The organism is Glutamicibacter mishrai (assembly GCF_012221945.1).
Taxonomy (GTDB): Bacteria; Actinomycetota; Actinomycetes; order Actinomycetales; family Micrococcaceae; genus Glutamicibacter; species Glutamicibacter mishrai.
Genome location: NZ_CP032549.1, coordinates 2,490,822 through 2,515,891 on the forward strand (window position 1 = coordinate 2,490,822; position 25,070 = coordinate 2,515,891).

Annotated in this window: 19 protein-coding genes, 1 pseudogene and 1 riboswitch; of the genes and pseudogenes, 11 read left to right on the forward strand and 9 right to left on the reverse strand. The window is 55.9% G+C overall.

Annotated features, from left to right (window positions below; all coding sequences use genetic code 11):
* Positions 1-16 precede the first annotated feature (16 nt).
* The 3 genes from D3791_RS11755 to D3791_RS11765 are packed head-to-tail and all read left to right on the forward strand — an operon-like array spanning position 17 to position 7,090.
* Positions 17-2,101 (forward strand): site-specific DNA-methyltransferase, encoded by a 2,085-nt coding sequence (locus tag D3791_RS11755; protein ID WP_216847345.1) that lies wholly within the window; start codon positions 17-19, stop codon positions 2,099-2,101.
* The gene (locus tag D3791_RS11760) at positions 2,101-3,999 is read left to right on the forward strand and encodes a site-specific DNA-methyltransferase (RefSeq protein WP_172512309.1); all 1,899 of its coding nucleotides are present in this window, start codon (positions 2,101-2,103) and stop codon (positions 3,997-3,999) included. The genes D3791_RS11755 and D3791_RS11760 overlap by 1 nt, the downstream gene beginning before the upstream one ends.
* A 1-nt stretch (position 4,000) precedes the next feature.
* Positions 4,001-7,090 (forward strand): type III restriction-modification system endonuclease, encoded by a 3,090-nt coding sequence (locus tag D3791_RS11765; RefSeq protein WP_172512310.1) that lies wholly within the window; start codon positions 4,001-4,003, stop codon positions 7,088-7,090.
* 375 nt (positions 7,091-7,465) lie between these two features.
* Here D3791_RS11765 and D3791_RS11770 read toward each other — a convergent pair whose 3' ends face one another.
* The 4 genes and pseudogenes from D3791_RS11770 to D3791_RS11785 all read right to left on the reverse strand — a co-directional run bounded on the left by D3791_RS11770 (position 7,466) and on the right by D3791_RS11785 (position 10,181).
* Positions 7,466-7,861, reverse strand: a complete 396-nt coding sequence (locus D3791_RS11770; RefSeq protein WP_172512311.1) for a hypothetical protein — start codon at positions 7,859-7,861, stop codon at positions 7,466-7,468.
* 22 nt (positions 7,862-7,883) lie between these two features.
* The gene (locus tag D3791_RS11775; RefSeq protein ID WP_172512312.1) at positions 7,884-8,909 is read right to left on the reverse strand and encodes a restriction endonuclease; all 1,026 of its coding nucleotides are present in this window, start codon (positions 8,907-8,909) and stop codon (positions 7,884-7,886) included.
* Positions 8,910-8,956: 47 nt separating this feature from the next.
* A complete protein-coding gene (locus D3791_RS11780) occupies positions 8,957-9,427 on the reverse strand; it encodes an HNH endonuclease (RefSeq protein ID WP_246242051.1) in 471 nt (156 codons plus the stop codon).
* 192 nt (positions 9,428-9,619) lie between these two features.
* Positions 9,620-10,181, reverse strand: a pseudogene (locus tag D3791_RS11785) (recombinase family protein).
* 284 nt (positions 10,182-10,465) lie between these two features.
* Between D3791_RS11785 and D3791_RS11790 the strand changes: the two are divergent.
* Entirely contained in the window at positions 10,466-11,854 is a 1,389-nt protein-coding gene (locus D3791_RS11790) for an ApeA N-terminal domain 1-containing protein (protein WP_172512314.1), read from the forward strand.
* Between the two features lie 662 nt (positions 11,855-12,516).
* Complete coding sequence (locus D3791_RS11795) at positions 12,517-13,686, forward strand: hypothetical protein (RefSeq protein ID WP_172512315.1); 1,170 nt, start codon at positions 12,517-12,519, stop codon at positions 13,684-13,686.
* 75 nt (positions 13,687-13,761) lie between these two features.
* Here D3791_RS11795 and D3791_RS11800 read toward each other — a convergent pair whose 3' ends face one another.
* From D3791_RS11800 to D3791_RS11810, 3 genes are read right to left on the reverse strand one after another with little or no spacing between them, the layout of a single operon-like run.
* On the reverse strand, positions 13,762-14,310 hold the full coding sequence (locus D3791_RS11800) for a flavin reductase family protein (protein ID WP_246242052.1): 549 nt from the start codon (positions 14,308-14,310) through the stop codon (positions 13,762-13,764).
* Positions 14,297-15,337, reverse strand: coding sequence for a methionine synthase (locus D3791_RS11805; RefSeq protein WP_172512317.1), 1,041 nt, complete (start codon positions 15,335-15,337; stop codon positions 14,297-14,299). The genes D3791_RS11800 and D3791_RS11805 overlap by 14 nt, the downstream gene beginning before the upstream one ends.
* An 18-nt stretch (positions 15,338-15,355) precedes the next feature.
* The gene (locus D3791_RS11810; RefSeq protein ID WP_172512318.1) at positions 15,356-16,348 is read right to left on the reverse strand and encodes a DUF1852 domain-containing protein; all 993 of its coding nucleotides are present in this window, start codon (positions 16,346-16,348) and stop codon (positions 15,356-15,358) included.
* Positions 16,349-16,470: 122 nt separating this feature from the next.
* Here D3791_RS11810 and D3791_RS11815 point away from each other — a divergent pair, with 122 nt between their 5' ends.
* The 6 genes from D3791_RS11815 to D3791_RS11840 all read left to right on the forward strand — a co-directional run bounded on the left by D3791_RS11815 (position 16,471) and on the right by D3791_RS11840 (position 22,930).
* Positions 16,471-17,412 (forward strand): LysR family transcriptional regulator, encoded by a 942-nt coding sequence (locus D3791_RS11815; protein ID WP_172512319.1) that lies wholly within the window; start codon positions 16,471-16,473, stop codon positions 17,410-17,412.
* A gap of 232 nt (positions 17,413-17,644) precedes the next feature.
* Positions 17,645-17,735, forward strand: a riboswitch (SAM riboswitch).
* Positions 17,736-17,822: 87 nt separating this feature from the next.
* Positions 17,823-19,124, forward strand: a complete 1,302-nt coding sequence (locus tag D3791_RS11820; RefSeq protein WP_172512320.1) for an O-acetylhomoserine aminocarboxypropyltransferase/cysteine synthase family protein — start codon at positions 17,823-17,825, stop codon at positions 19,122-19,124.
* A complete protein-coding gene (locus tag D3791_RS11825) occupies positions 19,124-20,335 on the forward strand; it encodes a cystathionine gamma-synthase (RefSeq protein WP_172512963.1) in 1,212 nt (403 codons plus the stop codon). The genes D3791_RS11820 and D3791_RS11825 overlap by 1 nt, the downstream gene beginning before the upstream one ends.
* Before the next feature lie 71 nt (positions 20,336-20,406).
* The gene (locus tag D3791_RS11830) at positions 20,407-21,273 is read left to right on the forward strand and encodes an AraC family transcriptional regulator (protein ID WP_172512321.1); all 867 of its coding nucleotides are present in this window, start codon (positions 20,407-20,409) and stop codon (positions 21,271-21,273) included.
* 63 nt (positions 21,274-21,336) lie between these two features.
* Positions 21,337-21,873 carry a hypothetical protein gene (locus D3791_RS11835; protein WP_172512322.1) on the forward strand — a complete coding sequence of 179 codons (537 nt, stop codon included), beginning with the start codon at positions 21,337-21,339 and terminating at the stop codon, positions 21,871-21,873.
* A 415-nt stretch (positions 21,874-22,288) separates the two neighbouring features.
* A complete protein-coding gene (locus D3791_RS11840) occupies positions 22,289-22,930 on the forward strand; it encodes a hypothetical protein (protein ID WP_172512323.1) in 642 nt (213 codons plus the stop codon).
* On the opposite strand, the gene D3791_RS11845 is transcribed toward D3791_RS11840, so the two are convergent.
* Together D3791_RS11845 and D3791_RS11850 are read right to left on the reverse strand one after the other, a co-directional pair.
* Positions 22,927-24,096: a hypothetical protein gene (locus D3791_RS11845; protein ID WP_172512324.1), complete on the reverse strand. Its 1,170-nt coding sequence runs from the start codon at positions 24,094-24,096 to the stop codon at positions 22,927-22,929. The genes D3791_RS11840 and D3791_RS11845 overlap by 4 nt on opposite strands.
* Entirely contained in the window at positions 24,096-24,974 is an 879-nt protein-coding gene (locus D3791_RS11850) for a serine/threonine-protein kinase (protein WP_172512325.1), read from the reverse strand. Before D3791_RS11850 ends, D3791_RS11845 begins: the two co-directional genes overlap by 1 nt.
* Positions 24,975-25,070: the final 96 nt, after the last annotated feature.

Below are 25,070 nucleotides of genomic sequence, written 5' to 3' on the forward strand. Positions count from 1 at the left end.
CTTGGAGAAGATCCGCATGACTTCACGCGACCTGACCGCGGCGAACATTGAAGCCCTCGTCGGCCTGTTCCCGAACGTCATCACCGAAACAGTCGATGCAGAAGGAGAGCCGCAGCGCTCTATCGACTTCGACCTGCTCCGTCAGGAACTCTCCGACCACGTAGTTGACGGCCCGCAAGAGCGATACCAGCTCGACTGGCCCGGCAAGCGTGCAGCGGCTTTCGCAGCGAACGCCCCGATCGCGAAGACGCTGCGCCCGGTGCGAGAGGAGTCTGTGGACTTTGACACGACCAAGAACTTGTTCATCGAGGGGGACAATCTTGACGCGTTGAAGCTGCTTCAGGAGTCGTACTTGGGCAAGGTAAAGCTCATCTACATCGACCCGCCTTACAACACGGGCAACGACTTTGTGTACGCGGATGACTTTGCCGAATCCACGGCAGAATACCTCGTCAAGTCCGAGCAGGTTTCGGAGGCTGGTGAGCGACTGGTGGCGAACTCGGAATCGAACGGCCGGTTCCATTCGGACTGGCTCTCTATGATGTACTCCCGACTGAAACTCGCAAGGAATCTGCTGACCGATGACGGGGTCATCATCGTGGCGATTGGCGACCAGGAACATGCCAACTTGCGTAACTTGCTGGACACCGTGTTCGGTGGTGAGAACTTCCTCGCGAACGTCGTATGGCAGGGTTCGGGCAAGAACGATGCAAGGTTCACGTCTGGCGGCCTGGACTATATGCTGATCTACGCTCGGAGCCGACGCAGCTTGGTCGACCTCGACGTCCGATTCAAAGGACCAAAGCGCGGTTACGACGACGTGATGGCAGCCGGCAAGAAGGCGTGGGAGGATTCGGGCCACGATGCTGAGCGGGCAACGGCCCTCTACCGTGTCTGGTGGAAGACCAAGCCGGATGTTGAGCCGGGGCTGAAGGCTTACGGCGAGATCGACGATCAGGGACGAATCTTCACCCGAGGTGATCTTAGGTCCCCGAACCCTCGCGCAAATCTGATGTATGACCTTCCTCATCCGGAGACAGGAAAGCCAGTTAAGATGCACCCCAATGGATGGGTGTATACGAAGCATCGAATGCAAGATCTCGTTGCGCAAGGAAAGATCTTGTTCGGTAAGGATCACACGTTTTCTCCGCGCTTCAAGCGGATGCTGAATGAGACCAGCTCTCAGGCGATCCGTCCGGTTGTGGTTCAAGACCGAGCTAATGCAGGGGATGCGCTTGTCAGTCTGTTGGGAGGGAAGTTCTTCGACTACCCTAAAGACGTCGACGTGTTATCGATGTGGTTCATGGCTGTCCTCGCCGACGACAAAGATGCGTTGGTTCTGGACTTCTTCGGTGGCTCTGGTTCAACTGCTCATGCCGTCATGAAGCTCAATGCAGGCGACGGAGGCACCCGACGGTTCATGCTCGTCCAACTACCGGAAAAGCTTGACGGTGCTGATCGTCAGGAGGGCTATTCGACGATTGCTGACGTTGCACGAGAACGACTTCGTCGGGTCGGTGAACAGTTGACCAGTTCTGTTATGGCCGCGAGTTCTTCGTCATTGGACTGTGGCTTCCGGTCGCTCAAAATCGACACCACTTCCAAGGCTGATACCCTGCGTTCAGCGGATGCTCTTCAGCAGCTGGACATTCAGCAGCTGGAATCCAGCATCAAATCTGACCGCAATGGCGAGGACCTACTTTTCCAAGCCATGCTCGACGCGGGACTGGAACTGTCCTTGCCAATCACTCGCGAAGAACGCGACGGCTTCGAAATATACGATGTTGAAGAAGGAGCACTCATGATGTGTTGCCGCTCACGAGAAAAGAATCTCTCTCTCTCTCTCTCTCTCTCTCTCTCTCTCAAGGGCTCGTCCGCGAACTTGCCGCCCGGCAACCGCTGCGCATGGTCTTCCTCGACGAGGAGTTCGAGCATGATGCAGCACGGATCAATGCAGAACAGATCTTCCGCGAGCTCTCACCGCTCACCGAGGTCAAGGCAATCTGAGTGGTCGCTACGCAGGTCCGAGAACACCCGCGTGAGTTCGCGTGGGCGCGGTTTGGCATGCTCTGCATACTTCTTCGCTGGGGCTGGTGCGTGATGGAGAAGCGCACCCTACACTCACCTGACCTCACCGTCCGCAACATAGAGCGGATCGCCGAACTGTTCCCGAACGTCATGACCGAAGCACATGACGCCGGCGGCAACGTGGTCCCTTCGATCGACTTCGATCTCCTCCGCCAGGAACTCTCCGACCACATCGTCGAGGGTCCGCAGGAGCGGTACCAGCTCGATTGGCCGGGCAAACGATCGGCGGCTTTCGCAGCGAACACGCCGATCGCGAAGACCCTGCGCCCGGTACGTGATGAGTCGGTGGACTTCGATACTACGGAGAACCTCTTCATTGAAGGTGACAACCTCGACGCACTCAAATTGCTCCAAGAGTCGTATCTGGGCAAGGTCAAGCTGATCTACATTGACCCGCCGTATAACACAGGCAACGACTTCGTGTATGCTGACGACTTCGCCGAGTCTACGGCGGAGTACTTGGCCAAGTCCCAACAGATCTCAGAGGCTGGCGAGCGTCTGGTGGCGAACTCGGAGTCCAACGGCCGGTTCCACTCGGACTGGTTGTCGATGATGTATTCACGACTTAAGCTCGCGCGCAATCTGCTGACCGAGGATGGGTTGATGTTCATTAGCATCGACGATAGCGAAGCGGCAACACTGGCATCAATCGCAGGTGAGATTTTTGGCGACGAGAATGTCATCGCGGATATTGCGTGGGAGAAACGGTATACGCGCAGCAACAATGCAAATGCGTTTTATTCGGTAAAGGACACAATTCTATTGTGCCGCCGTTCCTCCAGAGCTGCACGAGTGAAAGAAGTCCGCGGAACTCAGAATTCGGACATTTATGCGAATCCTGACGGCGATAAGCGTGGACTTTGGACGAGTTCCTCGTATGTTAATCCAGCGACGAGAAGCGCTCGACCGAATCTATCATATTCGATCGTTCGTCCGATCGATGGAGTTGTTGTTGAGCATCCGACTCATGCCTGGAAGCATGGGCAGGCAGAGCATGAGCGCCATGTTCGAGAAGGGCGTTTGTGGTGGGGAAAGGATGGAAAAGCGCAATATCCCCGCCTGAAGGTGTTCCTTTCCGAACTGGGAGAGGGCATGGTGCCTATTGACTTGTGGTCGCATGAAGTAGCGGGCACTACGGATTCTGGCGGGGCAGAGGTCAAGGCCCTTTTTGATGGTGCCGCCGTTTTTGACTTCCCTAAACCCACAAGTCTGATTAAGAAGATTTTGGGAATATTTGTTCCGCCTTGGGCTGAATGGTCTAAAGATTTTATTGTCCTAGACTTCTTTGCTGGATCGTCGTCGACGGCTCACGCTGTGCTGGAACAGAATGCGAAAGACGGAGGGGAACGTCGCTTCGTGATGGTGCAGCTTGCTGAGGAGCTTTCGCCGAAATCGACCGCTGCACTGCAAGGATATGCAAACATTGCCCAGGTGAGCCGTGAACGAATCCGCAGGTCTGGCCAGAAGATTCTCGGGAGTTTGGAACAGGATTCTGCGAATCTTGATGTGGGCTTCCGGACTCTTCGCGTGGATTCGACCTCCCAAGCTGATGTGCTCCGCTCGGCAGATGAGAGTCAGCAAGATCTCTTGGCATCTCTTGAGTCAAGCATCAAACCAGACCGCACAGGCGAAGACCTCCTTTTTCAGGTCATCCTCGACTGGGGTCTGGAGCTCACCCTGCCGATCGTTCGTGAAGAGATCGATGGGCGTGGGGTCTTCGCAGTTGACGATGGTGCGCTGTTGGCCTGCTTTGCGGAGTCCATGACCCCTGCTGTAGTCAGGGCCCTAGCAGAGCGTGAGCCGCTACGTGCCGTTTTCCGTGACGACGCGTTCGAGTCGGACGCGGCACGGATCAACGCGGAACAGATTTTCAAGGAGATTTCTCCCACTACAGAGGTAAGGACCATCTGATTTGAAACTCCAGTTCAAGGTTCAGGAGTACCAGACTGAAGCCGTCGATTCCGTAGTTGAGATCTTCGCCGGACAGCCTCGCCGTGACGGCACCTCATACCGAATCGACCCTGGACTGTCGAGCGCCGGCCAGAACCGGATCTTCGATGATTCCGGCCTGGCAAACGCACCGATCGAACTGTCACGTCCCCAGTTGCTGGAGAACGTGCACCGAGTTCAGAGTTCGCGGAACTTGCCGCTATCCTCGGAACTCAAGGACTCAAAGGCTGCTCCTGGCGCTCCGAACCTAGACGTGGAAATGGAAACCGGTACTGGTAAGACCTATGTCTACATCAAGACCTTCATGGAACTGAACAAACGCTACGGGTGGTCGAAATTCATCATTGTCGTCCCTTCCATCGCGATCCGCGAAGGTGTGAAGAAGACCTTCGATGTCACCGCCGGCCACTTCCAATCGCTATATGGCACCAAGCCTCGCTCGTTCATTTATGATTCGAAGCAGCTGCACGAACTGGAACGCTTCAGTTCGGACGCAGGTGTCCAGGTGATGATCATCAACATCCAGGCCTTCAACGCCACCGGTAAAGACCAGCGTCGAATCTACGATGAACTCGACGACTTCCAGTCGCGACGTCCGATTGACGTAATCAAGGCCAACCGCCCGATCGTCGTGATCGACGAACCGCAGAAGATCGGTGCCGACAAGTCACTCAAGGCACTCGCCGAGTTCAACGCCCTTGCTGTGTTGCGCTACTCGGCGACCCACAAGGTCGAACACACCAAGGTCCACCGCCTAGACGCACTTGATGCCTATAACGCGAAGCTCGTTAAGAAGATCGCAGTCCGCGGCATTACTGTTAAGGGTCTTGCAGGTTCAACGGCATATCTGTACCTCGACAGCATTATCCTGAAGAAGGGTGCCGCCCCGACAGCTCGCGTGGAACTGGAAGTCCAGACCAAGAGTGGATCGATCAAGCGATTGACTAGGATCGTTGAGAAAGGCACCAACCTCCACGATCTTTCCATGGGGATTGAAGCCTACAAACCCGACGGCCACGCACTGTTCATCACGAATATCGATGCTACCCGTGACGTCCTCGAACTCTCCAACGGCGACATCGTCACCGCAGGTCAGCTAGCCGACCGTGACGTCACCGAGGACTCAAAACGCCGCATCCAGATCCGGGAAGTCATTCGGGCACATATCGCCAAGGAGCGAGAGCTCTTCTCCCAGGGCATCAAGGTGCTCTCACTCTTCTTCATCGACGAAGTTGTGAAGTACCGCGACTACAACCGTGAGGATACCCACGGCGACACCCTCGGCGACTACGCCCGGACCTTTGAGGAAGAGTACGAAGCCATCCGTGCCGAGATACTCGGTGAGCTCGAACTCGATGACGCCACCGCAGAATACATGAACTATTTGCGGCGCGATCAAGTCGGAGCTGTCCATGAGGGATACTTCTCGATCGACAAGAGGTCCAAGCGGCAGATCGACGGCAAGGTCTCAGGCCGTGGGGACGACAAGGGCCAGTCTACCGATACTGATGCCTACGACCTGATCCTCAAGAACAAGGAACGGTTGTTGTCCTTCGCCGAGCCTGTCCGGTTCATCTTCTCCCACTCCGCACTGCGCGAAGGCTGGGATAACCCCAACGTGTTCGTCATGGGCATGCTTAAGAAATCCGACAATACCGTCTCCCGCCGTCAGGAGATCGGACGCGGTTTGCGACTCTCGGTCGACCAACATGGTGAACGGATGGATAACCCGATTACCGTCCACGAGATCAACGAGCTGACCGTCGTCACCGACGAGTCCTACACGGACTTCGTCAAAGGACTCCAGGAAGAGATCTCCAAGTCCCTGGCCTCGCGCCCGCGCAAGGCTTCGATTGAGTTCTTCACCGGCAAAACTATCAAGACTCCCGAGGGCGAGTCGCAGCTGGAGAAGGAACTCGCTACCGCGTTGTACGACTACCTCGTCAGGAACGATTACCTCAACGAGGACCATACCGTCTCGGAAGCCTACAAGGATGCCAAGGAGAATAGCACCCTCGCGGTTCCGACCTCACCGATCTTAGCTCCGGTCATTGACTTTGTGTGGCCGCTGGTAGACGCGCTGTACCTCGACGTCTCCATGATCGGCGGCGACGACCGGGCCATGAAGAAGATCCCCCTCAACGAAGCGAACTTCGCCAAGCGTGAGTTCAAAGAACTCTGGGGACGGATCAACCACCGCGCCGTCTACCAAGTCGAATTTGACTCAAACGAACTGATAACCAAATCCGTTACGGCCCTGGACTCGAAGCTCAACGTGGCAGGTCTTCAGTACGTTGTTGAACACGGCAAGCAACTCGCTGGTGTGGACGCCGAGCAGCTGAAATCCGGTAACGCATTCAAAGTTGCTGGTCACGCCCGTGAGACGGAACAGATTACGGCGAGCTCCTCGGTGAAGTACGACTTGCTGGGGGAGATCACTGAGAAGACCCAGCTCACCCGACGTACGGTGTCAGCCATCCTCCGCGGCATTCGTCCGGATACTTTCGGTAAGTTCCGGCTAAACCCGGAGCAGTTCATTACTGAGACCGCCCGGCTGATCAACGAGGAGAAGGCGACTGTGATCGTCGAACACCTGACCTATGATGCTCTGGAAGACCGATTCGACACGGCGATCTTCACCGAGAACCAGTCAGCACAGGATTTCCGGAAGGCCGGCGAAAAGCTTACCAAGCACGTTTACGACTACGTGGTGACGGATTCCAAGGTCGAGCGCGAGTTCGTTGAAAAGCTAGACACAAGCAAGGAAGTCTCTGTCTACGCAAAGCTCCCGAGGGGCTTCTCTATTCCGACACCCGTGGGGGATTACAACCCCGACTGGGCCATCGCCTTCGAGGAGGGGGCGGTCAAACATGTCTATTTCGTGGCAGAGACTAAAGGCACCATGTCGAGCCTAGAGCTTAAGGGGATAGAGGATGCGAAAATCCAGTGCGCGACCCGCTTCTTCGAAACGCTCACCGCGCAACATCGAGGCGAGGTCGTTTACAAGCAAGTTGACAGCTTTGATACCTTGATGGGACTCGTAGGCAAATGACCGGGCAAACTTAAAACCGGCAAGCAGGATTTAAGGAGATTCCCGCGAGTGGCCGGTTTTCGGAAAAGCGGAACGTAATCAATTCTCTTCGCTGGTTCGTTCGTTTAGCCAGATGGCATGGTCCAAGTGAGTCACTGTTTCTCCCAGGCCTGTGATTGCATGGGCACTCGTCACGATCTTTCGAGCCAGCGTGGGAGTGACGGAAATATCTATTTCGTGGGTATCAGCCACTCGCTGAATTGCTCTGATGATCCACACATCGGGTTTCACATCTCCATGGCCCAGAAGCATAGTGAAATAGCGGAATGTCACTTTGCCTAGCCCGTGGACATCGAGGTAGGCGTGGCGGTGCGCATAATTTGATGGGTCGAAATCCTATGCGCCAGAAACCATGTGGAGCTTGAGATTAGCTAGATTGTTGGCGACTTGCAATGCCGCACGAGCTTTCGGATTGTTTGCCGTTACTCCGTTCCCGAGGATGTCCGATATCTGGCTTTCGGAGAGTTTCAAGAATTCATGGAGGTCTTGGGCTGCGAGATGGTACGTGTCTTTGAATTTTTTCAAACGAGGGGCGAGACCCTTGCCATATTTCGTGGTGTATTGAGCACGAATTGAAAAGACCGCATCTAAGAGAGCCATGGGCAGATGATTCGGCCAACCGCCAGGGTAGGCAGTGAGCTGTTGTTCTGTGAGGTTTTGAATATCTGCACAGAAAAACTCGACCAGTCCGCTAGTATATTCAGGGCCCGCAGGCTGAACTGGGATTTGCACTATCGATTTCCTTCTCTAATGGTTAAGAAGCAGCGTCAGAAACGACGAGCAGGGGAGTAAGTGGCATTAGGGATCGCCAGCGCTCGGGCAGTGCTGCATAGTGTTCCAAGACGAGGGAGACAATGTCTTCACCGGTGATCAGACGCAGTCCTGGCCGTTGGCGCTCGAGCGCGAGTGCGTCGCGGCTGTAGGCACCGAGAGTCATGAACACGACGAGTTCCCCGGCGCCCTGGACACCGATGAGTTGCTGCACTTCAGGAGCGCCGATCGTGGCGGTCTTGTGTTTGCACTGGACCTTGATCAGGGGCGGCTCGACGCCCAAGGGATCCTTGTGGGCGATGACATCGACGCCTCCGTCTTGGGAGTAGGCAGTGACTCGGGCTTGATATCCCAGGGCCCGCAGGAGGTCGGCGGAGAATTCTTCGAACTGGCGGTGGCTTATTCGTTCTTGGAGTACTTCGAGGACGAAGTCTCGGGTATGGCGTTCGATCCTGGATGCACGGGGCTCATCGGATGTGTCGTCATCGGGGGTGTTGCGTGCAGCGGCTTGTTCAACGACCTCCGTGACTTTTTCGACGTCTTCTGTGCGCGTTTTGAGGGCGGCGAGGAATTCGTGCGTGTGCTTGCTGACTTTAAAGAGTGTCAGCGCTGAGCCTATCTCGTAGAGCGCTGGTTGGGTAAATACAGTGCGGGAGAGCCCGATCTTCTTCCATTGCACTCCCCGGCGGTGACGGTGGGTCGGTGCTGTGGAATCGAAATAATAGTCGCTGTTCACGACGCCAATGTTGATGGTGCTGTCGGGTTTGTATGGGGCGACGATGATGTCGCCGATCTGCAACTCATCGCGGAAGCGAAGGAGCACTCCGGCCCAGGTGGGGATTGCTTTGTGGCGTTCTTCAGGGGTAATTCGCGCGAGCTCGGCTTTGAGCCCCTCGCGCCCGCCGGGGATCTGCGATAGATCATTGATGTTGTCCCAGCTGAGACTGACGAAGTTTTCCTTGGTCAGCTCGGTGGTAAGCGTGTCGTTGTGGAGGCCCCATATCTGCATGCGGTGTTCTACTTTCGCGAGTTTAGTTGCTACGTGCCTGCGTAGTTCTAGTCGAGGCGTCGTACGGTGAGGTTGGCGCCCTTTGCCCTGTTGCACGGCCCGCAGAGGATCTGGAGATTTTCTGCGTTACTGCTACCACCGCGCGAGACAGGGATGATGTGGTCGTATTGAAGTTCGGACGAGGAACCGCAATGGCAACATTGGCCTCCGTCTCTTTGCATGACGAATAATTTGACCTCGTCGGGGATGCCTCGGCGCATCGCTGGCTGGTGTTTCAGATCTTGGAGTGCCACCGCGTTTTCTACTTTTCGTTGCCGCCGCAAACGGGATGCTTCGAGGACTGCGTAGATTTGGCTGGCTTTGAGATCGTCGAGATCGGAATAAATATTGTTTTTGAAGAGCCAGTAGTTTTTGCCTTTGACCCGTGCAAGGACTTTTGGCTGTTCTAACTGGCGTGAAAGGAGGTGGTCGTATTCTGCTCTGGCGGCTTTTCGCAGAAGATAGTCCTTCTTTCCCAACGTGAGGACTAGCCTGCCTGAGGTTCCCCAGAATCCCTTATCGAAACGAATGCGAGCAGTAGGTACCTTGTGAACCATTAGATGAACCCCATGATGTTCTTTTAGTTGTTTGTAGCAGTATATGTTTCTTGGGCGACAGGTTCTCTTGCTGAAGGGCATGGGCTCAAAGCGACTTCAGGTCGGCATTTCAGTCTATCGCTCTTCAATCCTGCGGTAGAGCGTGGCTCTGGACATACCCATGTCTTTGGCGACTTGGGTTGCCGGTTCGCCGGCCTGGATGAGTTTGGCTGCAGTGCGGTTTTGGGATTCGGCGAAGATCGGGCTGTGGCCGCCGAGATCCCTGCCAGTCGTGCGGCGTTTGGTAACGGATTCATTGATCCGTTCGCGTTTGATCTCTAGTTCCATTTGGGCGAGGGCGGGCATGAAGGTGAATACCGTGTCGCCCATTGGGGTTTTGGTGTCCACGTCATCGCCGCCGAGGTTCAGCATCCGTAGCCCGATATTGCGCTCGCGTGGCTCTTGGGCGAGGTCGAGCATCTTCTGGGGGGCGTCCGAGCCGGTCCAGGGTAATAATCACGAGGGTGTCGTTCGGGTACAGCGCGTCGAGTGCTATGTCCTGTCCGGGGCGTTTGGCCAGTGCTCTGGCGAGTCCATGGTCCATGTAGAGATCATCTCGACGGACGCCGGCGGCGAGCAGGTCCTGGCTTTTCCGATCGGCATCTTGGGCTTTGGTGGAAACGCGGGCGTAGCCAATGAGCTTGGTCGTTGGTCCTTCAAAAGTGTCTCGCCACCGATGGTCTAGACAAGATTCTACGGCAGCGGTTGCGCCACATGGTTACGAGAATTCTGGGCCGTTGGTTTTACGCGGATCTTTCGATGGAGGAGCGGTGCGTGGCGAGATGTCTTGCAGTCTATCGGGTTCGATACAAGCGATATTATTACGGTGAGTGCCAAGGTCAGCACGGGGGCAGTTGTCAACGATTTCCCCTCCATTCCGTGAACCTGATTGGCGAGGTGCAACATTACTATGGAGCTGTGATGAACTCATTTGGAATGAAGCTCGGGGACACAGCTATTGGGTTGGTGTATGACGGGATTGAAGAAAACGAACTGCTCTACGGGCAGATGATCATAGATGAAAACTATGGTCCGCTGCTTGTCGTATCGTTCCCAGATGACATCTTCGGGGAAAAGGATCCACACTGGTGGAAGCAAGCTGATGTCATCCCGGAAGTGTTGTGTTTCCGTTCAGTTGAAGGGAGTGCATCTTTCCTTGATTGCGTAGTTATTAGACGAAAGCGACGTTTTTCCGGTGTCTCGGAGATTACGATGCGCCCTGCGACAGTCATCTATGATTTGGTCTCAAAGAATAAAGAAGGGCCGCTTGAAGCAACTCAAGTTACTTCTACTATTGAATATTTAGGTGAATGGCTTGATCAGGGAAGTATGACCACTCGGCTGGAACAAGATGGTTCGGGAAAAGCAGTAGCATTCGAAATTCGTGTGGAGACGTCACCAAGCAAGAATCTCACTCTTTCGAACATGAGTGTAGAGCTATCCACTCCTTGGCGAGGGCGTTCTAATCATGGCCAGGCAAGCATTGAAACCAACGGTCAGATAAGTACCAACGCAAAGCGTCCACTTCCCGTGGATGATCATCTGAATGTTCATAAGCGTTTACGCGATTTCTTGGTTATCTCCACGGGCAAGCCTGTAAAGATCTCTGGTCACAAGCTGAACTTTGAGGTGGAGAGCGACTCGCTAGAATTTACGCATTTCAGTACCGCTCGTGAACAGTTCGCTACTGAACATGACGTGCCCCGCGGCGTGGATCATTTGATTGATTTTAATGAAGTGGTGACATCAAAATTAGAGGCGTGGCTAGAAACTGATTCTTCACTTGCTGGTAAAACCGGAGCTCTTATTCAATTGCTCGAACGAGAGCATTTCACTAGTACTGATCGAGTGATCTATGCGGGGATGACTGCAGAGAGCCTGGGGAAAGAACTGCCTCCGGTTCTCGGCGATACATTCACATATAGTGGGTGTCCCACTACGAACTCTCCCGGGAAGCCGACCCAATACACATACGTATTACGATGCATTGCGCATTCGAGGTTGAATTTTACCAACTCTCCATTGAGTATCTACGAGGCGAGTAAAGCAATCGCCCAAAACTACAATAAAACTAAACACTACGAACCTGCGAAGACACCGGAACCTTCAGTGTCGATAATTCTAGGCAGAGTTCTTGCTGTAGCCCTTCGAAAATTGATGACCCGGGCGGTGCGCGCCAAGCCGCCAATGTCCTATCCTGAGCCCGATGACCGCGAAGCACGTTTTGCAGTTGGAGCGCTCGAAAACATAGGGCTGGATGAGAACGGATGGCCGCGCTACAGGGTCGTTACAGAAGATATCGAATCCTAATGCCCTTGCGATAACGATGTTTTTGCAACCTAGTTTTCGGCACTGGGTTTTTCTACGATCCTGACGGAGAAGTCTGTTGTTATTTCAGCCGGCCCGTTTCCGTATCTCGTCTCATGAAGAATGTGTCAAAACGACCGTCATAGGCGTGCGCATAATGACCGATGAGGGTGGTGGCGAAGTATTGGCGCGTCGGATCCAGCATTCCAGCGCATGCATTCATTGTTGCCCTCGAACAGCGCCGCGCTTTCCAGCTTCCAATGCGATCGCAAGGTCTAGGCAGTCAGTTCTTATCACTTCCAGTGGCAGGTTGAAATGTAGTTCAGGTGACAGAGCCAGAACTGCGGGCCAAGTCGATCTTCCACCGTGAAAGGATTCTATTGATTCTCAAATTCCAGCAGATTACTAGTCGGCGATCGAGGCCTGGCTAGTGGGTGGCTAGGTAAAAAGATGGATACAACAGTGATCTCGGATATTCCTAGGCTGACTAGGGTCGAAGAGAACGCGATTTGCGTGAAAAATTACTTGGTGATTCTTCGGGTAATGGGCTAGATTTAGTCTAATCATCAATATGTTGGCGCGAGACAGAGCGGCTTTAGCAATCATTGCTAATTTATTCTGTTGTGAGGTTCTTGCGCCGATTCGCACTCTTTGAAGCAGGATAATTGAAAACTAAATTAAGCGCGGCAGTAATGTCGACGGCATTGATCACGGGATTGGTGCTTAGCGGCCCGGCAGCAAATGCAGAAGTGATTTCGGATGAGGCCATCTCAACCCCCGTGGAATCATCACCGTCAGCGGACGTGCAGGCGGAGCCAGTTGCGTCTCAGTCTCCTGTAGCGGACGTCGTTGAATCCGAGGCAAGCATCCTTCCATTAGAGCCAGAGACGAAGCTCGATGCCGGCGAGTCTATTGAGGCAGAAACGTCGGAACCTGCCATTGACCCGGGAACCGAGTCCTCGGCTGCTCCAACTGCTGTATCCGAGGCGGCTGAAGAATCAGAACCCACGGTGACGGAATCAGCTGTTTTGGCAGAACCTGAAGCTACACCTGAGCTCACGGCTGAAGTGAGTGAGTCAGCCAAGGCCACCGAAACGTCATCGGACGACGTCGCAGTCGAGGACGAGGATCCTCGCTGGGCTCAAATTGACGCGCTGATGCCCGAAGGTAGTGAGGACTGGGATGAAGCCCAGTGGGAAGCTTTCGATGAAACCGAAGCAGGCCAAGAACTAAACCGGCTTATCGATGAAGTGCTAGCTGACGAAAGTTACTGGGAAGACGAGTACGAACTTTCTGACGAGGATCAGGCTTTCTGGGACGCTATTACCGAGCTTCTTCCTGAGGAAAGCTACGACTGGGATGAAGCGCAGTGGGAAGAATATTTCCAATCCGACAATGGCCTTGAGCTGATTGACTTGATTCTGCCATTCATCGCCGAAAGCATCGAAAGCGATGAAGACGCCGCTGAGTTCCAGGCGTTCCTCGAAGAAGTATTTGCCCATGATCCCGACCTGCGAGCGTACTATCTTGAACTGTTCTTCGGCATCGAGGCAGCTCCCGAGGATAACGGTTCTGACGGAACCGTAACTGAAGAAGAACTGGTTCCGTCCGAGAGTGAATCTCCTTCGGCCAGTGCTGTCATCGAACCTGCAGGCCAGGTAAAACCAGCAACTTCGGTCAAGAAGGAATCGTCCAAGAAGAGCGCCGACGCTGTTGCACCGGCACTGGCAAACACCGGTTTTGACGGTGTCGCGGCTGTCGGTGTGGGGCTACTGCTGGCCTTGGCCGGTGTAGTATTTGTTGCTCTGGGCCGTCGGAAATCTGCCAAGCACTAGTTCGGCGAGATATTACTGGCGAAATGCCAATTGAAGCTGTTCGGCCACCGCCTTTGAGACGGTGGCCGAACAGCTTCAATTCTTTATTTGCGACTTTTCATCCAAGCGGTGCCAGGCACGGTTATGGTAGACCAATCCGTTGCTGGGCTGGCCGGGTTCGCTATCTCGTTCAATGTGCGACTCAAGGGCGCGCGCGACAAAAACCGTGGAGGTGCCCGCCTGAACCCGTTCGGTGACCGCGCAACGTACCCAGGCCCGGACGCCATCGAATACCGGTTCCCCGGTGCTCAGCCTTGACCACGTTTGCTTCTGTGCGAAGCGGTCGATCCCACTGGTTGCCCCCAATTTAGCCACCTCGATGTCGTGCACATCAAGGCTGTGAACGACCAGCGTTGCTACCTTGGTCAGTACTTCTGCTGCCGAAGACAGCGCAGAAATCGAGAAAACGAGCAATGGCGGATCAACGCTGATCGAAGCCACGGACGTTGCCGTGAGGGCAACTGGTCCGTCGCCGGCATCGGCGGTTATCAGGCTTACGCCACCGGGGTGACCGCGGAAGATCGCTTTGAAATCATCTGCGGGCAACGATGGTGTCGCTGATTCTGTCACTTCAGACGCGGGCACCAACAAGCTCCTCGCGCAGGATGCTAGCTCCTGCGCTGAGCGCATTGAGCTTGGCCAGGGCCACATCGCGGCGGAACGGGGCCATGCCGCAATTGGTGCTGGCAATCAGCTTGTCGGCATCGACAAATTCGAGTGCGTTGCGCAGAGTCTGCGCGACTTCCTCAGGAGTCTCCACAGCGTCATTGGCCACGTCGATAGCTCCGAGCATCACTCGCTTGCCGCGCACCAATTCGACAACCTCCAGCGGGACATTCGAATGGTGGGACTCCAGCGAAACGGTGTCGATGGAGGAAGCCTGCAACAGCGGGAAAGACTTCTCGTAGTGGCGCCACTGAGCGCCCAGAGTCGCTTTCCAATCGTTGTTCGCCTTGATACCGTAGCCAAAGCAGATGTGGACTACGGTCTCGGCTTTGAGTCCCTCGCAGGCGCGCTCCAGCGCAGCGATGCCCCAGTCGGCCACCTCGTCGAAGAAGACGTTGAAGGCAGGCTCGTCGAACTGGATGACATCCACCCCGGCGGCTTCCAGCTCGCGGGCTTCCTGGTTCAGGATGGTCGCGAATTCCCAGGCCAGCTTCTCGCGGCTGCGGTAGTGCGCATCGTACAAGGTGTCGACCATGGTCATGGGGCCAGGAAGGGTCCATTTGATCTGCTTGTCGGTACAGGAGCGCAGGAATTTCGCGTCCTGAACGAATACCGGCTTTTCACGTTCAACGGCACCGACGACGGTGGGGACACTGGCGTCATAGCGGTTGCGGATGCGCACGGTCTCGCGCTTCTCGAAGTCGACACCACTCAGGTGCTCAATGAACGTGGTGACAAAGTGCTGGCGCGACTGCTCGCCATCGGAGATGATGTCGATGCCGCGCTGGGCCTGCTCGAGGACCGCTGCGCGCATGGCGTCTTGCTGGCCTTCGCGCAATTGCTTGCCTTCAAGCTTCCAAGGGGACCAGAGCTTTTCAGGCTCGGCAAGCCATGACGGCTTGGGCAGGCTGCCGACAATCGACGTGGGGATAAGCGGGGAAGTCATGAGTTATCTTTCGGAATCTTAGGCGACTGGAGTCGGGTAGGAGGAAGACCACTGATCTAGCAGTTGGCGATTCGGGATGATGAAATGCTCTTCGGTGAACTTGCCTTGGATCTTGCCCAACTGAGTTCGTTCTTCGCGGTCATAAAAGACGCGAGTGGGGGAGAAGTCTTCGGCGCCCAGGCTCGGGTGGTACACAGAAGGAGCGGCCGAATTGGCGTTATAGATTTCCGGGCGATAAATCTTCTGGAACGTTTCCATCGTGCTGATGAGGCTGATCAACTGAAGGTTCGTGTAGTCATTGAGCAGGTCGCCGCGGAAGTAGAACGCCAGCGGTGCGACAGCGCCCGGCGGCATGAAGTAACGCACGCTCAAGCCCATTTTCCCGAAGTACGCGTCGGTCAATGAATTTTCATCCTGCTGGTATTCCAAACCGAGCACTGGATGGCTGTTGCCGGTGCGGAAGTAGGTCTTGGAAGTCGAGACGCTGATGCAGACCACCGGCAGCTGGGCAAAACGCTCACGGTACGCCTGTGAGTTCAAGAAATGCTGGAAGAGCTGCCCATGGAGATCGCCAAAATCTTCCGGAAGCACCGGGGCTCCGCTGTCATTGCACGAAGCTGGAAGCACCACGCTGAAGTCGTAATCGCGGACATAAGAAGAAAAATTATTGCCGACCATGCCCTGGGACCGGGTACCCGTGAGTTTATCCACGATCGTGGTTTCAAGCACTTCTAAAAGGGGAAATTCCTGATCGGTATTATTGGCAGAAACATGTACATTTGCGGAAATGATTTCCAATTCCAGTGCATAGCGGTCACCTTGGGGATTGTCCCAGTGAGCCTGGGAATTGAAACGGCGGTTGATCATCGTCAGGGCATTGCGAAGGTTCTCTTCGCGGCGCTCTCCGCGCGCCAAATTGGCGAAGTTTGTCGTGGTTCGAGAATTCGCAGAAGGGGAGTAATTCTCGTCGAATCTTGTGGTGCTAATGCTGAAATTTAATGCGTCTGCCATGATGGCCAATCTGTATTTGGGAGGCCTGGACAGGCCGAGGGGAAGTCGTTGCGTCAATCATGCAGGGTGATTCTTGATATCAGGTAACTCGATATAACTATGGATTCATATAGACTCAAACTATGGTTCAGGTTTCGAATGGATTGACACTGCAGCAGCTGCGCTATTTTGTGGCGGTGGCCTCGGAGGGGTCGATCTCGGCTGCCGCCGACCTCATTTACGTCGCGCAGCCCAGCATGTCGGCGGCGATGAAGGAGCTCGAATCGCGGGTGGGGCGCACCTTGCTGGTGCGCTCGGCCAGGGGAGTGACGCTCACCGCCGAGGGCGCAGAATTCCTCGGCTACGCCCGCCAGGTCCTGGAGCAAGTGGAACTGCTGGAGCACCGCTACCTCGGCCGGCCGGCGGCAAGACGACTGCTGGGTGTCTCAACCCAGCACTACTCCTTTGCGGTGGATGCCTTTGTCCGGATGGTCCAGGCCAGCGGGGCCGAGGAGTACCAGTTTTCGCTCCGCGAGACGCGCACCGAGGAAATCATCGAGGACGTGCGCACGCTGCGCAGCGATATCGGGATCCTCTACCGCAACGACTTCAACCGGAAAGTCATCGACAAGCTGCTGCGCGAATCCCGCCTGGTGTTCCACCCGCTGTTCCTCGCCGACCCGCACATCTTCGTATCGCGCAGCAACCCGCTGGCCACCCGTGACCAGGTCACCCTCGAAGACCTCGAAAACCTGCCCCGGCTGACCTTCGATCAAGGGGCGAACAACTCGTTCTACTTCGCCGAGGAAGTGCTCTCCACACGCTCCAGCCAGCGGGAAATCCAGGTCTCGGACCGTGCGACCATCTTCAACCTGATGATCGGCCTGGGCGGGTACACGATCTCCACCGGCATCATCAGCGACGAGCTGGATCCATCCATCGTTGCCATCCCGCTGGACATCGACGAGCGCATCGAGATCGGCTGGATCGATCACGCCGCGATCCCGCTCACCGACCAGGCTCAGCGCTACCTGCAGGAAGTCCGCGCAGTGGTGGCCAGCTTCGGGGTGGAAGTGCTCGGCTGAGCCGCCAACAGCGTAACTCTCGGTCATCGAGTGCCGCTCCTTCGTCATAAACTTCCGAAAAAGCCTTGAAAGTCTCGGGGGTATTCTCATTTTGGTGCGTCACAAAGTGGCGCCAGCCACCGCGTCATCATGACAAGTGCACGACATATGAAGCTTGGCGGCCTTGTATGAAGCCCGCCGCCCGATAGCGCTTGCACCCCTCGCAGCCCATGGCCAACCATGGAAGAACAACAAACCATCAAGAGCGACTAAGAGATCTGGCTCGTTGACGTCGCAGCAACCATCGGGAAACCGAAAGGTGCTAATGCCAGGAACGATGGAGCAGTTCCGAACGCGTTTTCGCGCTGTGCTTCGTGCCTTTGCACGATGCCTAATCGGTGCACTCCCTCGCAGAGAATCGAGGAGGAGCTATGAGCCAAGGAACCGACGCGGTCCACGCAGGATACCGCCCGAGCGGAGACTTCCGCCCGATGCTGCCGCCACTGCACAATTCCGCCGCCTACCAATTCCAGTCGCATGCCGAAGCGATCGAGAAGTTCGCGCTGCGCCAGGCCGGCTTCACCTACTCGCGCACCGGCAATCCCACCGTCTCGATCCTTGAACAGCGTGTGGCAGCACTGGAAGGCGGAGCCCACGCGGTGGCCACCGCCACCGGCCAGTCCGCGGTGGCGTTGTCCTTGCTGGCGCTGACCCAGGGACCCAAGCACATCGTGGCGTCCTCCTCGCTCTACGGCGGCACCGTGGATCTGCTCACCGACACCTTCGCCGACTTCGGCATCCGCATCAGCTTTGTCGACCAGGCCGATCCGGCCGCCTGGGCCGGGGCCATCGAGGACGACACCCGCGCATTCTTCCTGGAGTCCGTCTCCAACCCGCTGTGCACCGTGGCCGACCTTCCCGCTATCACGGCCATCGCCCACGAGCACAACATCCCGGTGGTCGTGGACAACACCCTGGCCACCCCGCTGAACGTGCGGCCGCTGGATCATGGCGCCGACATCGTGGTGCACTCGGCCACCAAGGGCCTGGCCGGACACGGCTCGGTACTCGGCGGGATCGTCGTGGACTCGGGGGAATTCGACTTCTCCGACACCGCGCGCTGGCCGCAAATCGCCGCCCCGCGAGTGCGCCTGAACAACACCTCGCTGCTCGAACGCCACGGACCGGCCGCCTACGCGATGCTGGTCCGCTCCAAATTCCTGCACGATCTGGGCCCAACCTTGGCCCCGGCCAGCGCCCAGGGCATCCTGGCAGGCATCGAAACCCTGCCGGTACGCGCCGCCCACGTGCAGCGCAGCGTCACCACCCTGATTCACGAGCTCTCTGCCCACCCGGGCATCGCGGCCATCCACCACCCGTCGCTGCCCGCCCACCCCAGCCACGAGCTGGCCAAGAAGCTCACGCCGAAGGGAACCGGCTGCGTGGTGGCCATCGAGCTGGCCCACCCGTCGCTGGTTTCCCCGGTGATCGACGGGCTCAAGCTGATTTCGCTGGCCGCAAATGTGGGGGACACCCGCACCATGATTTCGCACCCGGCCACCATGACCCACTGCCGGCTCTCTGCCTCCCAGCTGGCCGACGCCGGCCTGAACACCTCAACCCTGCGCCTCTCGGTCGGCCTGGAAGACCCAGCCGACCTGCTCGCAGACCTCACCCAGGCCCTGGATCTGGCATTGGACCAGGCCCTGGCCCCGCAAACCCAAGGAGCATGATGACTGGCTTCAACACCCAGGCCGTCCACGCCGGCCAGCACAAGGACCCGCACACCGGCGCGGTCGTCCCGCCGATCTACCAGACCAGCACCTTCATCCAAGACGGCATCAACGTGCTGCGTTCCGGGCACGAATACTCCCGCGGCTCCAACCCGACCCGCGACGGTTTCCAGGATCAGCTCACCGCCCTGGAAGGCGGGGCCGCCGGATTCGCTTTCGCCTCGGGCATCGCGGCCGAAGACGCCCTGCTGCGTGCGGTGCTCGAACCGGGCGACCACATCATCCTCGGTGCCGACGGCTACGGCGGCACCAATCGGTTGATCTCCAAGCTGCACAGCAAGTGGGGGATCACCTCCTCGGCGGTGGATATCACCAACCTGGACTCGGTGCGCGCCGCCGTGCAGCCGAACACCGCACTGCTCTGGGTGGAAACCCCCTCCAACCCGCTGCTGGGCATCGCCGATCTGGCCGGCTGGGCTGCCATCGCCCGCGAGCAGGGTGCCCTGCTGGTCGTGGATAATACCTTCGCCACTCCTTATCTGCAGCGCCCGCTGGATTTTGGAGCCCACGCGGTGGTCCACTCCACCACCAAGTACATCGGCGGGCACTCCGATGTGCTGGGAGGTGCGGTCATCGTGGCCGATCACCTCTTCCGCGGGCAATCCCTGGCCGAAGCGGTGGGCTACCAGCAGTTCGCCGGGGGAGCGGTGGCCGGACCGCAGGATTCCTACCTGGCCGCCCGCGGACTGAAAACCCTAGGCCTGCGCATGGAACGCCACTGCGCCACCGCTTCCACGCTGGCCCGCTGGCTCGATGCGCAGCCCGAGGTCACCCGGGTCTACTACCCGGGGCTTGAGAACCACCCGGGCCACGAGCTGGCTGCCCGCCAGCAGCACGGTTTTGGCGGCATCGTCTCGGTGGCCCTGAAGGACGAGGCGTCCGCCCGCGCCTTCGCCGAATCCATGGAGTACTTCCAGCTTTCGGTGTCCCTGGGCGGGGTGGAATCCCTGGTCTGCTATCCGCGCGAAATGACCCACGCTTCGCTGATCGGCACCGAGCTGGAGATCCCGGCCAATCTGGTCCGCCTCTCGGTGGGCATCGAAGAGGTCGAAGATCTGATCGCCGATCTGCAACGCGGGCTGGCCGCGGCCCGCGCTGCGTCCAAACCGGTCGTCACCCGGGTACGTGAAAAGACTCTGGAAAACGCCTGATCGCATCGAACCGCGATGATCGGGCGGCGTGCCCCAACCCTGGAGAATAGTAGATGGGGAAGGGTGGAGACATGATCGGAATTCTCAATCGGCTCATCGAGCATATCGAGGCGAATCTGCGCGAGCAGATCAACCTCGCTGAGCTGGTGCGCGCCGAAGGCACCACCGAATACCACGTGCGGCGGATGTTCTCCTCGCTGGCCGGCATGCCGGTCTCCGAGTACATCCGCCGGCGCCGCATGACCCAGGCCGCCGCGGACCTGCTCACAGGCGAGGACCTGCTGAGCATCGCGATCCGCTACGGATATGGCTCGGCCGAAGCATTTGGCCGGGCCTTCCGAGCTGTCCACGGCGCGTCCGTGGGTGATATCCGCGAGAATGGCGGCCCCCTTCGAAGCCAACCAATTATCAGGTTCAGCCTGCACGTCGAAGGGAATCGCCCCATGGATGCACGAATAACAGAACGAGAGAACTTCCAGCTCATCGGATACGCCGCGCAGGTACCGCTGATCCATCACGGTGCCAACCCGCACATCCAAGAGCACATCGCCTCCATCCCGGTGGCCGAACATGCCCGGCTCAAGGAACTCTCAGCCGCCGATCCGGCAGGCTTGCTGCAGGTCAGCGACCAGGTTGATGCGGACTACCAGGAAGGCAGCGAGCTGACCTACCTGCACGGGGTCGCGGTGCCCGCAGGCCCGGTGCCCGAAGACCTGGATTCCATCCAAGTTCCCGCCGGCCACTGGGTGGTTTTCAGCGTGACCGGGCCCTACCCGGCGGCCTTGCAGGAGCTCTGGGCCTCCACCGCCACCTCGTGGTTCCCGTCCAACCCGTGGCGATTGCGTCCCGGCCCGTCCATTGTTGCCGTGCTCGATCGGGCCGCTGATTTCAGCACCGCCACCTGCGAGCTGTGGTTCCCGGTGGAAGCCGACCGCTAGGCTTATCCACACCTCGTCACTGCATGCCCCGCGTCGTATCTTGCGCGGGGCATGCTCGTTCCTATGGACACAGCGCAGGCACTGAAGAATCTGGCTGAGGCGGGACAACTGATCGCCTCAGCCACTGCTGTGCTTTCCGGCGATCTTCTCGCCGGCCACGCCGCCTACTTCGCTTGGCTCACCGAGCACATCGGCCAACAGCAGGCCCGCGCCCAGATCGAGGCTGCCCACGCGGTGCGCCGCACCGGCGCGCACAAGCTGGACCGGGAATCCTTCCAAGCCATCACCGATGCCGGCACCAACCCCACGATCGAGCAGATCGAAGCCGCTGCCGGCCGCACCACCACCGGGCGCACCCATTTCAAGAGCGCCCGCGGCCTGATGCAGGACTGGCTGGATATCCCGAGTAGCACCGCCGGAAACCGGCTGATCCAGGCCGACTGCCTGATCGGTGGGATCGATGACGCGGGGCTTCCGCTGGATCCCTGGCTGCCTGAGCTGGCCGAGCAATTTGCCGATCCGTCCGTGGATCCGCGCCTGGTCGCAGCCGCCGCCCTCAAGCTGACGAGTGTCACAACGGAAGAAATTAGGGAGGACTAAGCCGTGTGATCGCCGTAGCCCGAACCGCAATTGCCGGACACGATATCGTTTTTTGTTGACATGAAGTTGAAGCGCTCAGGAGGCGCGCCTTTGGGCCGGGGTAAAGCTAAATCATCCGCGAAAAACCAGACGAAAATGCCGACAGGTTTGGACGACGAATATTAGACGATGGTTGCCTCTGCCGAAGGGTACAGTCCACTATGAACCAGCGCGAGATATGATGTTTAGAAGTACATGTGGTGGAGAACTGAACGTATCCTGTCGATTATCGAAAAATGTCTAGGATTCTCAACTGATTCAATGTCGGGCAGGGGATGAACTAAGTTTCAACTCAGCGTCTTGTTGTCCAGGAGACTTGTGATTTTCGCAATAATCTCACGCCCATCTTGTTGTTAACGAGGAATAGAATTTAGGTATGAATCTGCGCGATGCAGAGAACGACGGCAACCCATTCAACAATCGAACCGTGGGTCAGCCTATCTACGAAGTTGCATTGACCTCATCGTTGCGTAAGAACGCGAAGCTGTTACTTCCACCTGGGCCCGGGCGTAGCGTAGTAGTTATACCTGAAGCCGCTATCGGACGAGGTCGACCAGATGTTCTTTTGGTGGTCGTTTCCATTAGTTCTCTACATTCTTACATTCATTCTGGGCTGAAGATTTATTCTTTGAATCATGCGAGAGAGATAACATCAAAATTGTTAGATTCTAATCAGATGAAGAAGAAAAATCCGTTCGACGGATGGACGCGGAATTCATTCCGTCAGTTCTCAAATTCCGTGAATAATTCACTTGCAGTTGAAGCGAAAATTAAAGACTGGAAACAAGCGGTGCGACAAGCCAGCAGATTCAAGCACCTAGCCCATCGCTCAGCAATTATGATGCCAAATGCGCGTTTGTCAGAACGCCTTAACCCGTATTTAAAAACCTACGACCTTGGGTTAATTAGTTTTAGTGGAGCTGAGCCTACATGGATTGAACCAGCGCACAAGCAATTCCTGCGTCCCGAAAATCAACTTTGGCTCCTTGAATTAGCCGCGCGACAATTTAAAAATTAAATTCCTTCGGAATTTCTGAACGCACTGATTGCTTCCGATAAAATCTGTAATTTTATGGTGTAAGATCCCTCGAAAATCAGGTTTTGTCGGCCCAAGTCTTCAAACAATTGGAGACTTTGCTGTATCCACGACTCGACTGTATCAAGTCTATCTGGAATACTGAGATTAGTCAGAATTGAAACAAGATCACCCATGCTAACCATATGGTGTTTTTGTGAAATTCCACGTTTCCAATATTCTGCATCACTCATATATTCTTGGAAGAGTGCATCAGCTCTAGACTTTGGAATTAAGTGACTTGCGCCGACGCTCGAAATGACACTTAATTCACCATCTAGGCGGAGGGGGCTGAGTAGGGTACTGACGAAGCGGCGGGGTATTGGTTGCGCACCACCCGATTTTGGTCGCCATTTGTCTATGCTGAATCTTCTAAGTGAATTGTGCCAACCTGTGGCCACGCCAGTAGCACCAACAGCAAGGCCAAGAAGGCCTTCTATATCTGAATACCCCCATATGAGCTCGTAGCCGTTGATCTCTGTCAAGGTGTAGATCATCCTCATGGCATTAGCTAAATGATTAGGCGCCCAGCCGGATGCTGGGTACGAAAGTGTGCCACGATGATTTGCTAAAAGGTAGAAACCATGAACATCGATCGTAGTAATTTCATCTAGCCAGTCATTAATTTGTTCCCAGCCAGCGAATGCAATTTCTTCGAAAACGATGGAAGCATATACTTCTTTTTCGCTCCAAGTTTCAGCAGCTGCCCTAGCATACTGAATCCCAAGCGGTGTCCAAATGTCTTCAAAAGAAGATTGCAGTATTGATGGGGCGATTAATGAGTTAGTACCTAAGGAATTGTTCGCTTGCTCAACTGCGGTTAGTACTTTCTGAACGTCTCCTGGAGACTGAGACCATCGGATGGGGGAGAAACTGAGCCCGTTTGAGCTGTGGCAACGACCCGCGAGTCCAACGCCATCTGTATACAGATAAGTCTGAGGATCTAGGAGTGGTTGGACACCAAGACTCTTTAAATGCGTTGCCGTTTGTGCTAATCCCTCAGGCGTTTCATCTGTCGGGCTAAGTATCACGGATGAGACGGTCGTATGCTCAGAAACGTAGTCGAGTTTGTCTGATTTTCCGTAACCGTGCTGAAGTATAAAGCTCACTATGACTTCTCCGAATCATTGAGATATTTAAGGGCTTGCTTGGCGGTCCTAAATCTTCTGTTTTGGCGCTCAGCCAAGCATCGATCGATTACATCCTGAAGAACACGTTCACAGCCAAACTCCTTCAACTGACCAGGTTCATGGTTAATAAGGCGGTTGAAGTAGTTGTCAAAGGTCATCTGTGGGGAATCATAAAAGGGGTGCTTACCCGAAACAGCCTCAAATAGCACTATTCCTGCCGCGAATAAATCAGTTCGTGTATCTACCGAGCTTGATCCTCTTGGGTAAAACTGCTCCGGCGCAGCATACATGTTGGTCATAGGTGAGATGACCCCTGTTGCGGTAAGTGGATCCATCGTCAAGGCTTGGGCAATTCCTAGATCGAGAATCACAAAATCGCCATTAGCTGTTTGGCATATATTCGCAGGTTTAATGTCTCTGTGCACGATCGAGGCTGATTCGAGTGCAACTAACCCTTCCAGCAGATGCGTGGCGAGGGAGAATATCTCGTTGTTTGAAAGCTCGCGATTCTGAAGAATACCGTCTAAGGATCCACCTTCATAGTGTGGCTCGCCGTACCATACTAATTCAGAACTTCCTATTTTTCTTTTATCGACAGGGGTATGCATTCGCACAATCCGAGGTGAATTGAGCGAGGACATGATTTGTATTTCTCGAATAAATCTTTCGTCTAAAATGACTTCATCGCCTGGATCTGTGGCTTCGCCATATAGTACCTTGAGAACGAAATTGCTAGACCCGTCATTAGCGAGGAAGGCTGCTTTGAAGCTGCCTCTACCAATAGCTGGTGTCACAATCTTGTACTCTGGAAATGCTTCGACAACATCTTCATCAAGTAGCATATATTCCTCCGTCATGAAATTTATCCTAGCTCAAGATCAGGACCGATAGAACTTCTACCTATATTATTCATTTCTGGATTAAGTGTCATTCTGATTCTAACTTGTAGGCAC

Coding starts and splice junctions, on each gene's coding strand:
- D3791_RS11755 (WP_216847345.1), top strand. CDS start 17: ATGACTTCACGCGACCTGACCGCGGCGAACATTGAAGCCCTCGTCGGC.
- D3791_RS11760 (WP_172512309.1), top strand. CDS start 2,101: ATGGAGAAGCGCACCCTACACTCACCTGACCTCACCGTCCGCAACATA.
- D3791_RS11775 (WP_172512312.1), bottom strand. CDS start 8,909: ATGCAGATATGGGGCCTCCACAACGACACGCTTACCACCGAGCTGACC.
- D3791_RS11790 (WP_172512314.1), top strand. CDS start 10,466: ATGAACTCATTTGGAATGAAGCTCGGGGACACAGCTATTGGGTTGGTG.
- D3791_RS11805 (WP_172512317.1), bottom strand. CDS start 15,337: ATGACTTCCCCGCTTATCCCCACGTCGATTGTCGGCAGCCTGCCCAAG.
- D3791_RS11810 (WP_172512318.1), bottom strand. CDS start 16,348: ATGGCAGACGCATTAAATTTCAGCATTAGCACCACAAGATTCGACGAG.
- D3791_RS11815 (WP_172512319.1), top strand. CDS start 16,471: ATGGTTCAGGTTTCGAATGGATTGACACTGCAGCAGCTGCGCTATTTT.
- D3791_RS11820 (WP_172512320.1), top strand. CDS start 17,823: ATGAGCCAAGGAACCGACGCGGTCCACGCAGGATACCGCCCGAGCGGA.
- D3791_RS11825 (WP_172512963.1), top strand. CDS start 19,124: ATGACTGGCTTCAACACCCAGGCCGTCCACGCCGGCCAGCACAAGGAC.
- D3791_RS11830 (WP_172512321.1), top strand. CDS start 20,407: ATGATCGGAATTCTCAATCGGCTCATCGAGCATATCGAGGCGAATCTG.
- D3791_RS11835 (WP_172512322.1), top strand. CDS start 21,337: ATGGACACAGCGCAGGCACTGAAGAATCTGGCTGAGGCGGGACAACTG.
- D3791_RS11840 (WP_172512323.1), top strand. CDS start 22,289: ATGAATCTGCGCGATGCAGAGAACGACGGCAACCCATTCAACAATCGA.
- D3791_RS11850 (WP_172512325.1), bottom strand. CDS start 24,974: ATGACGGAGGAATATATGCTACTTGATGAAGATGTTGTCGAAGCATTT.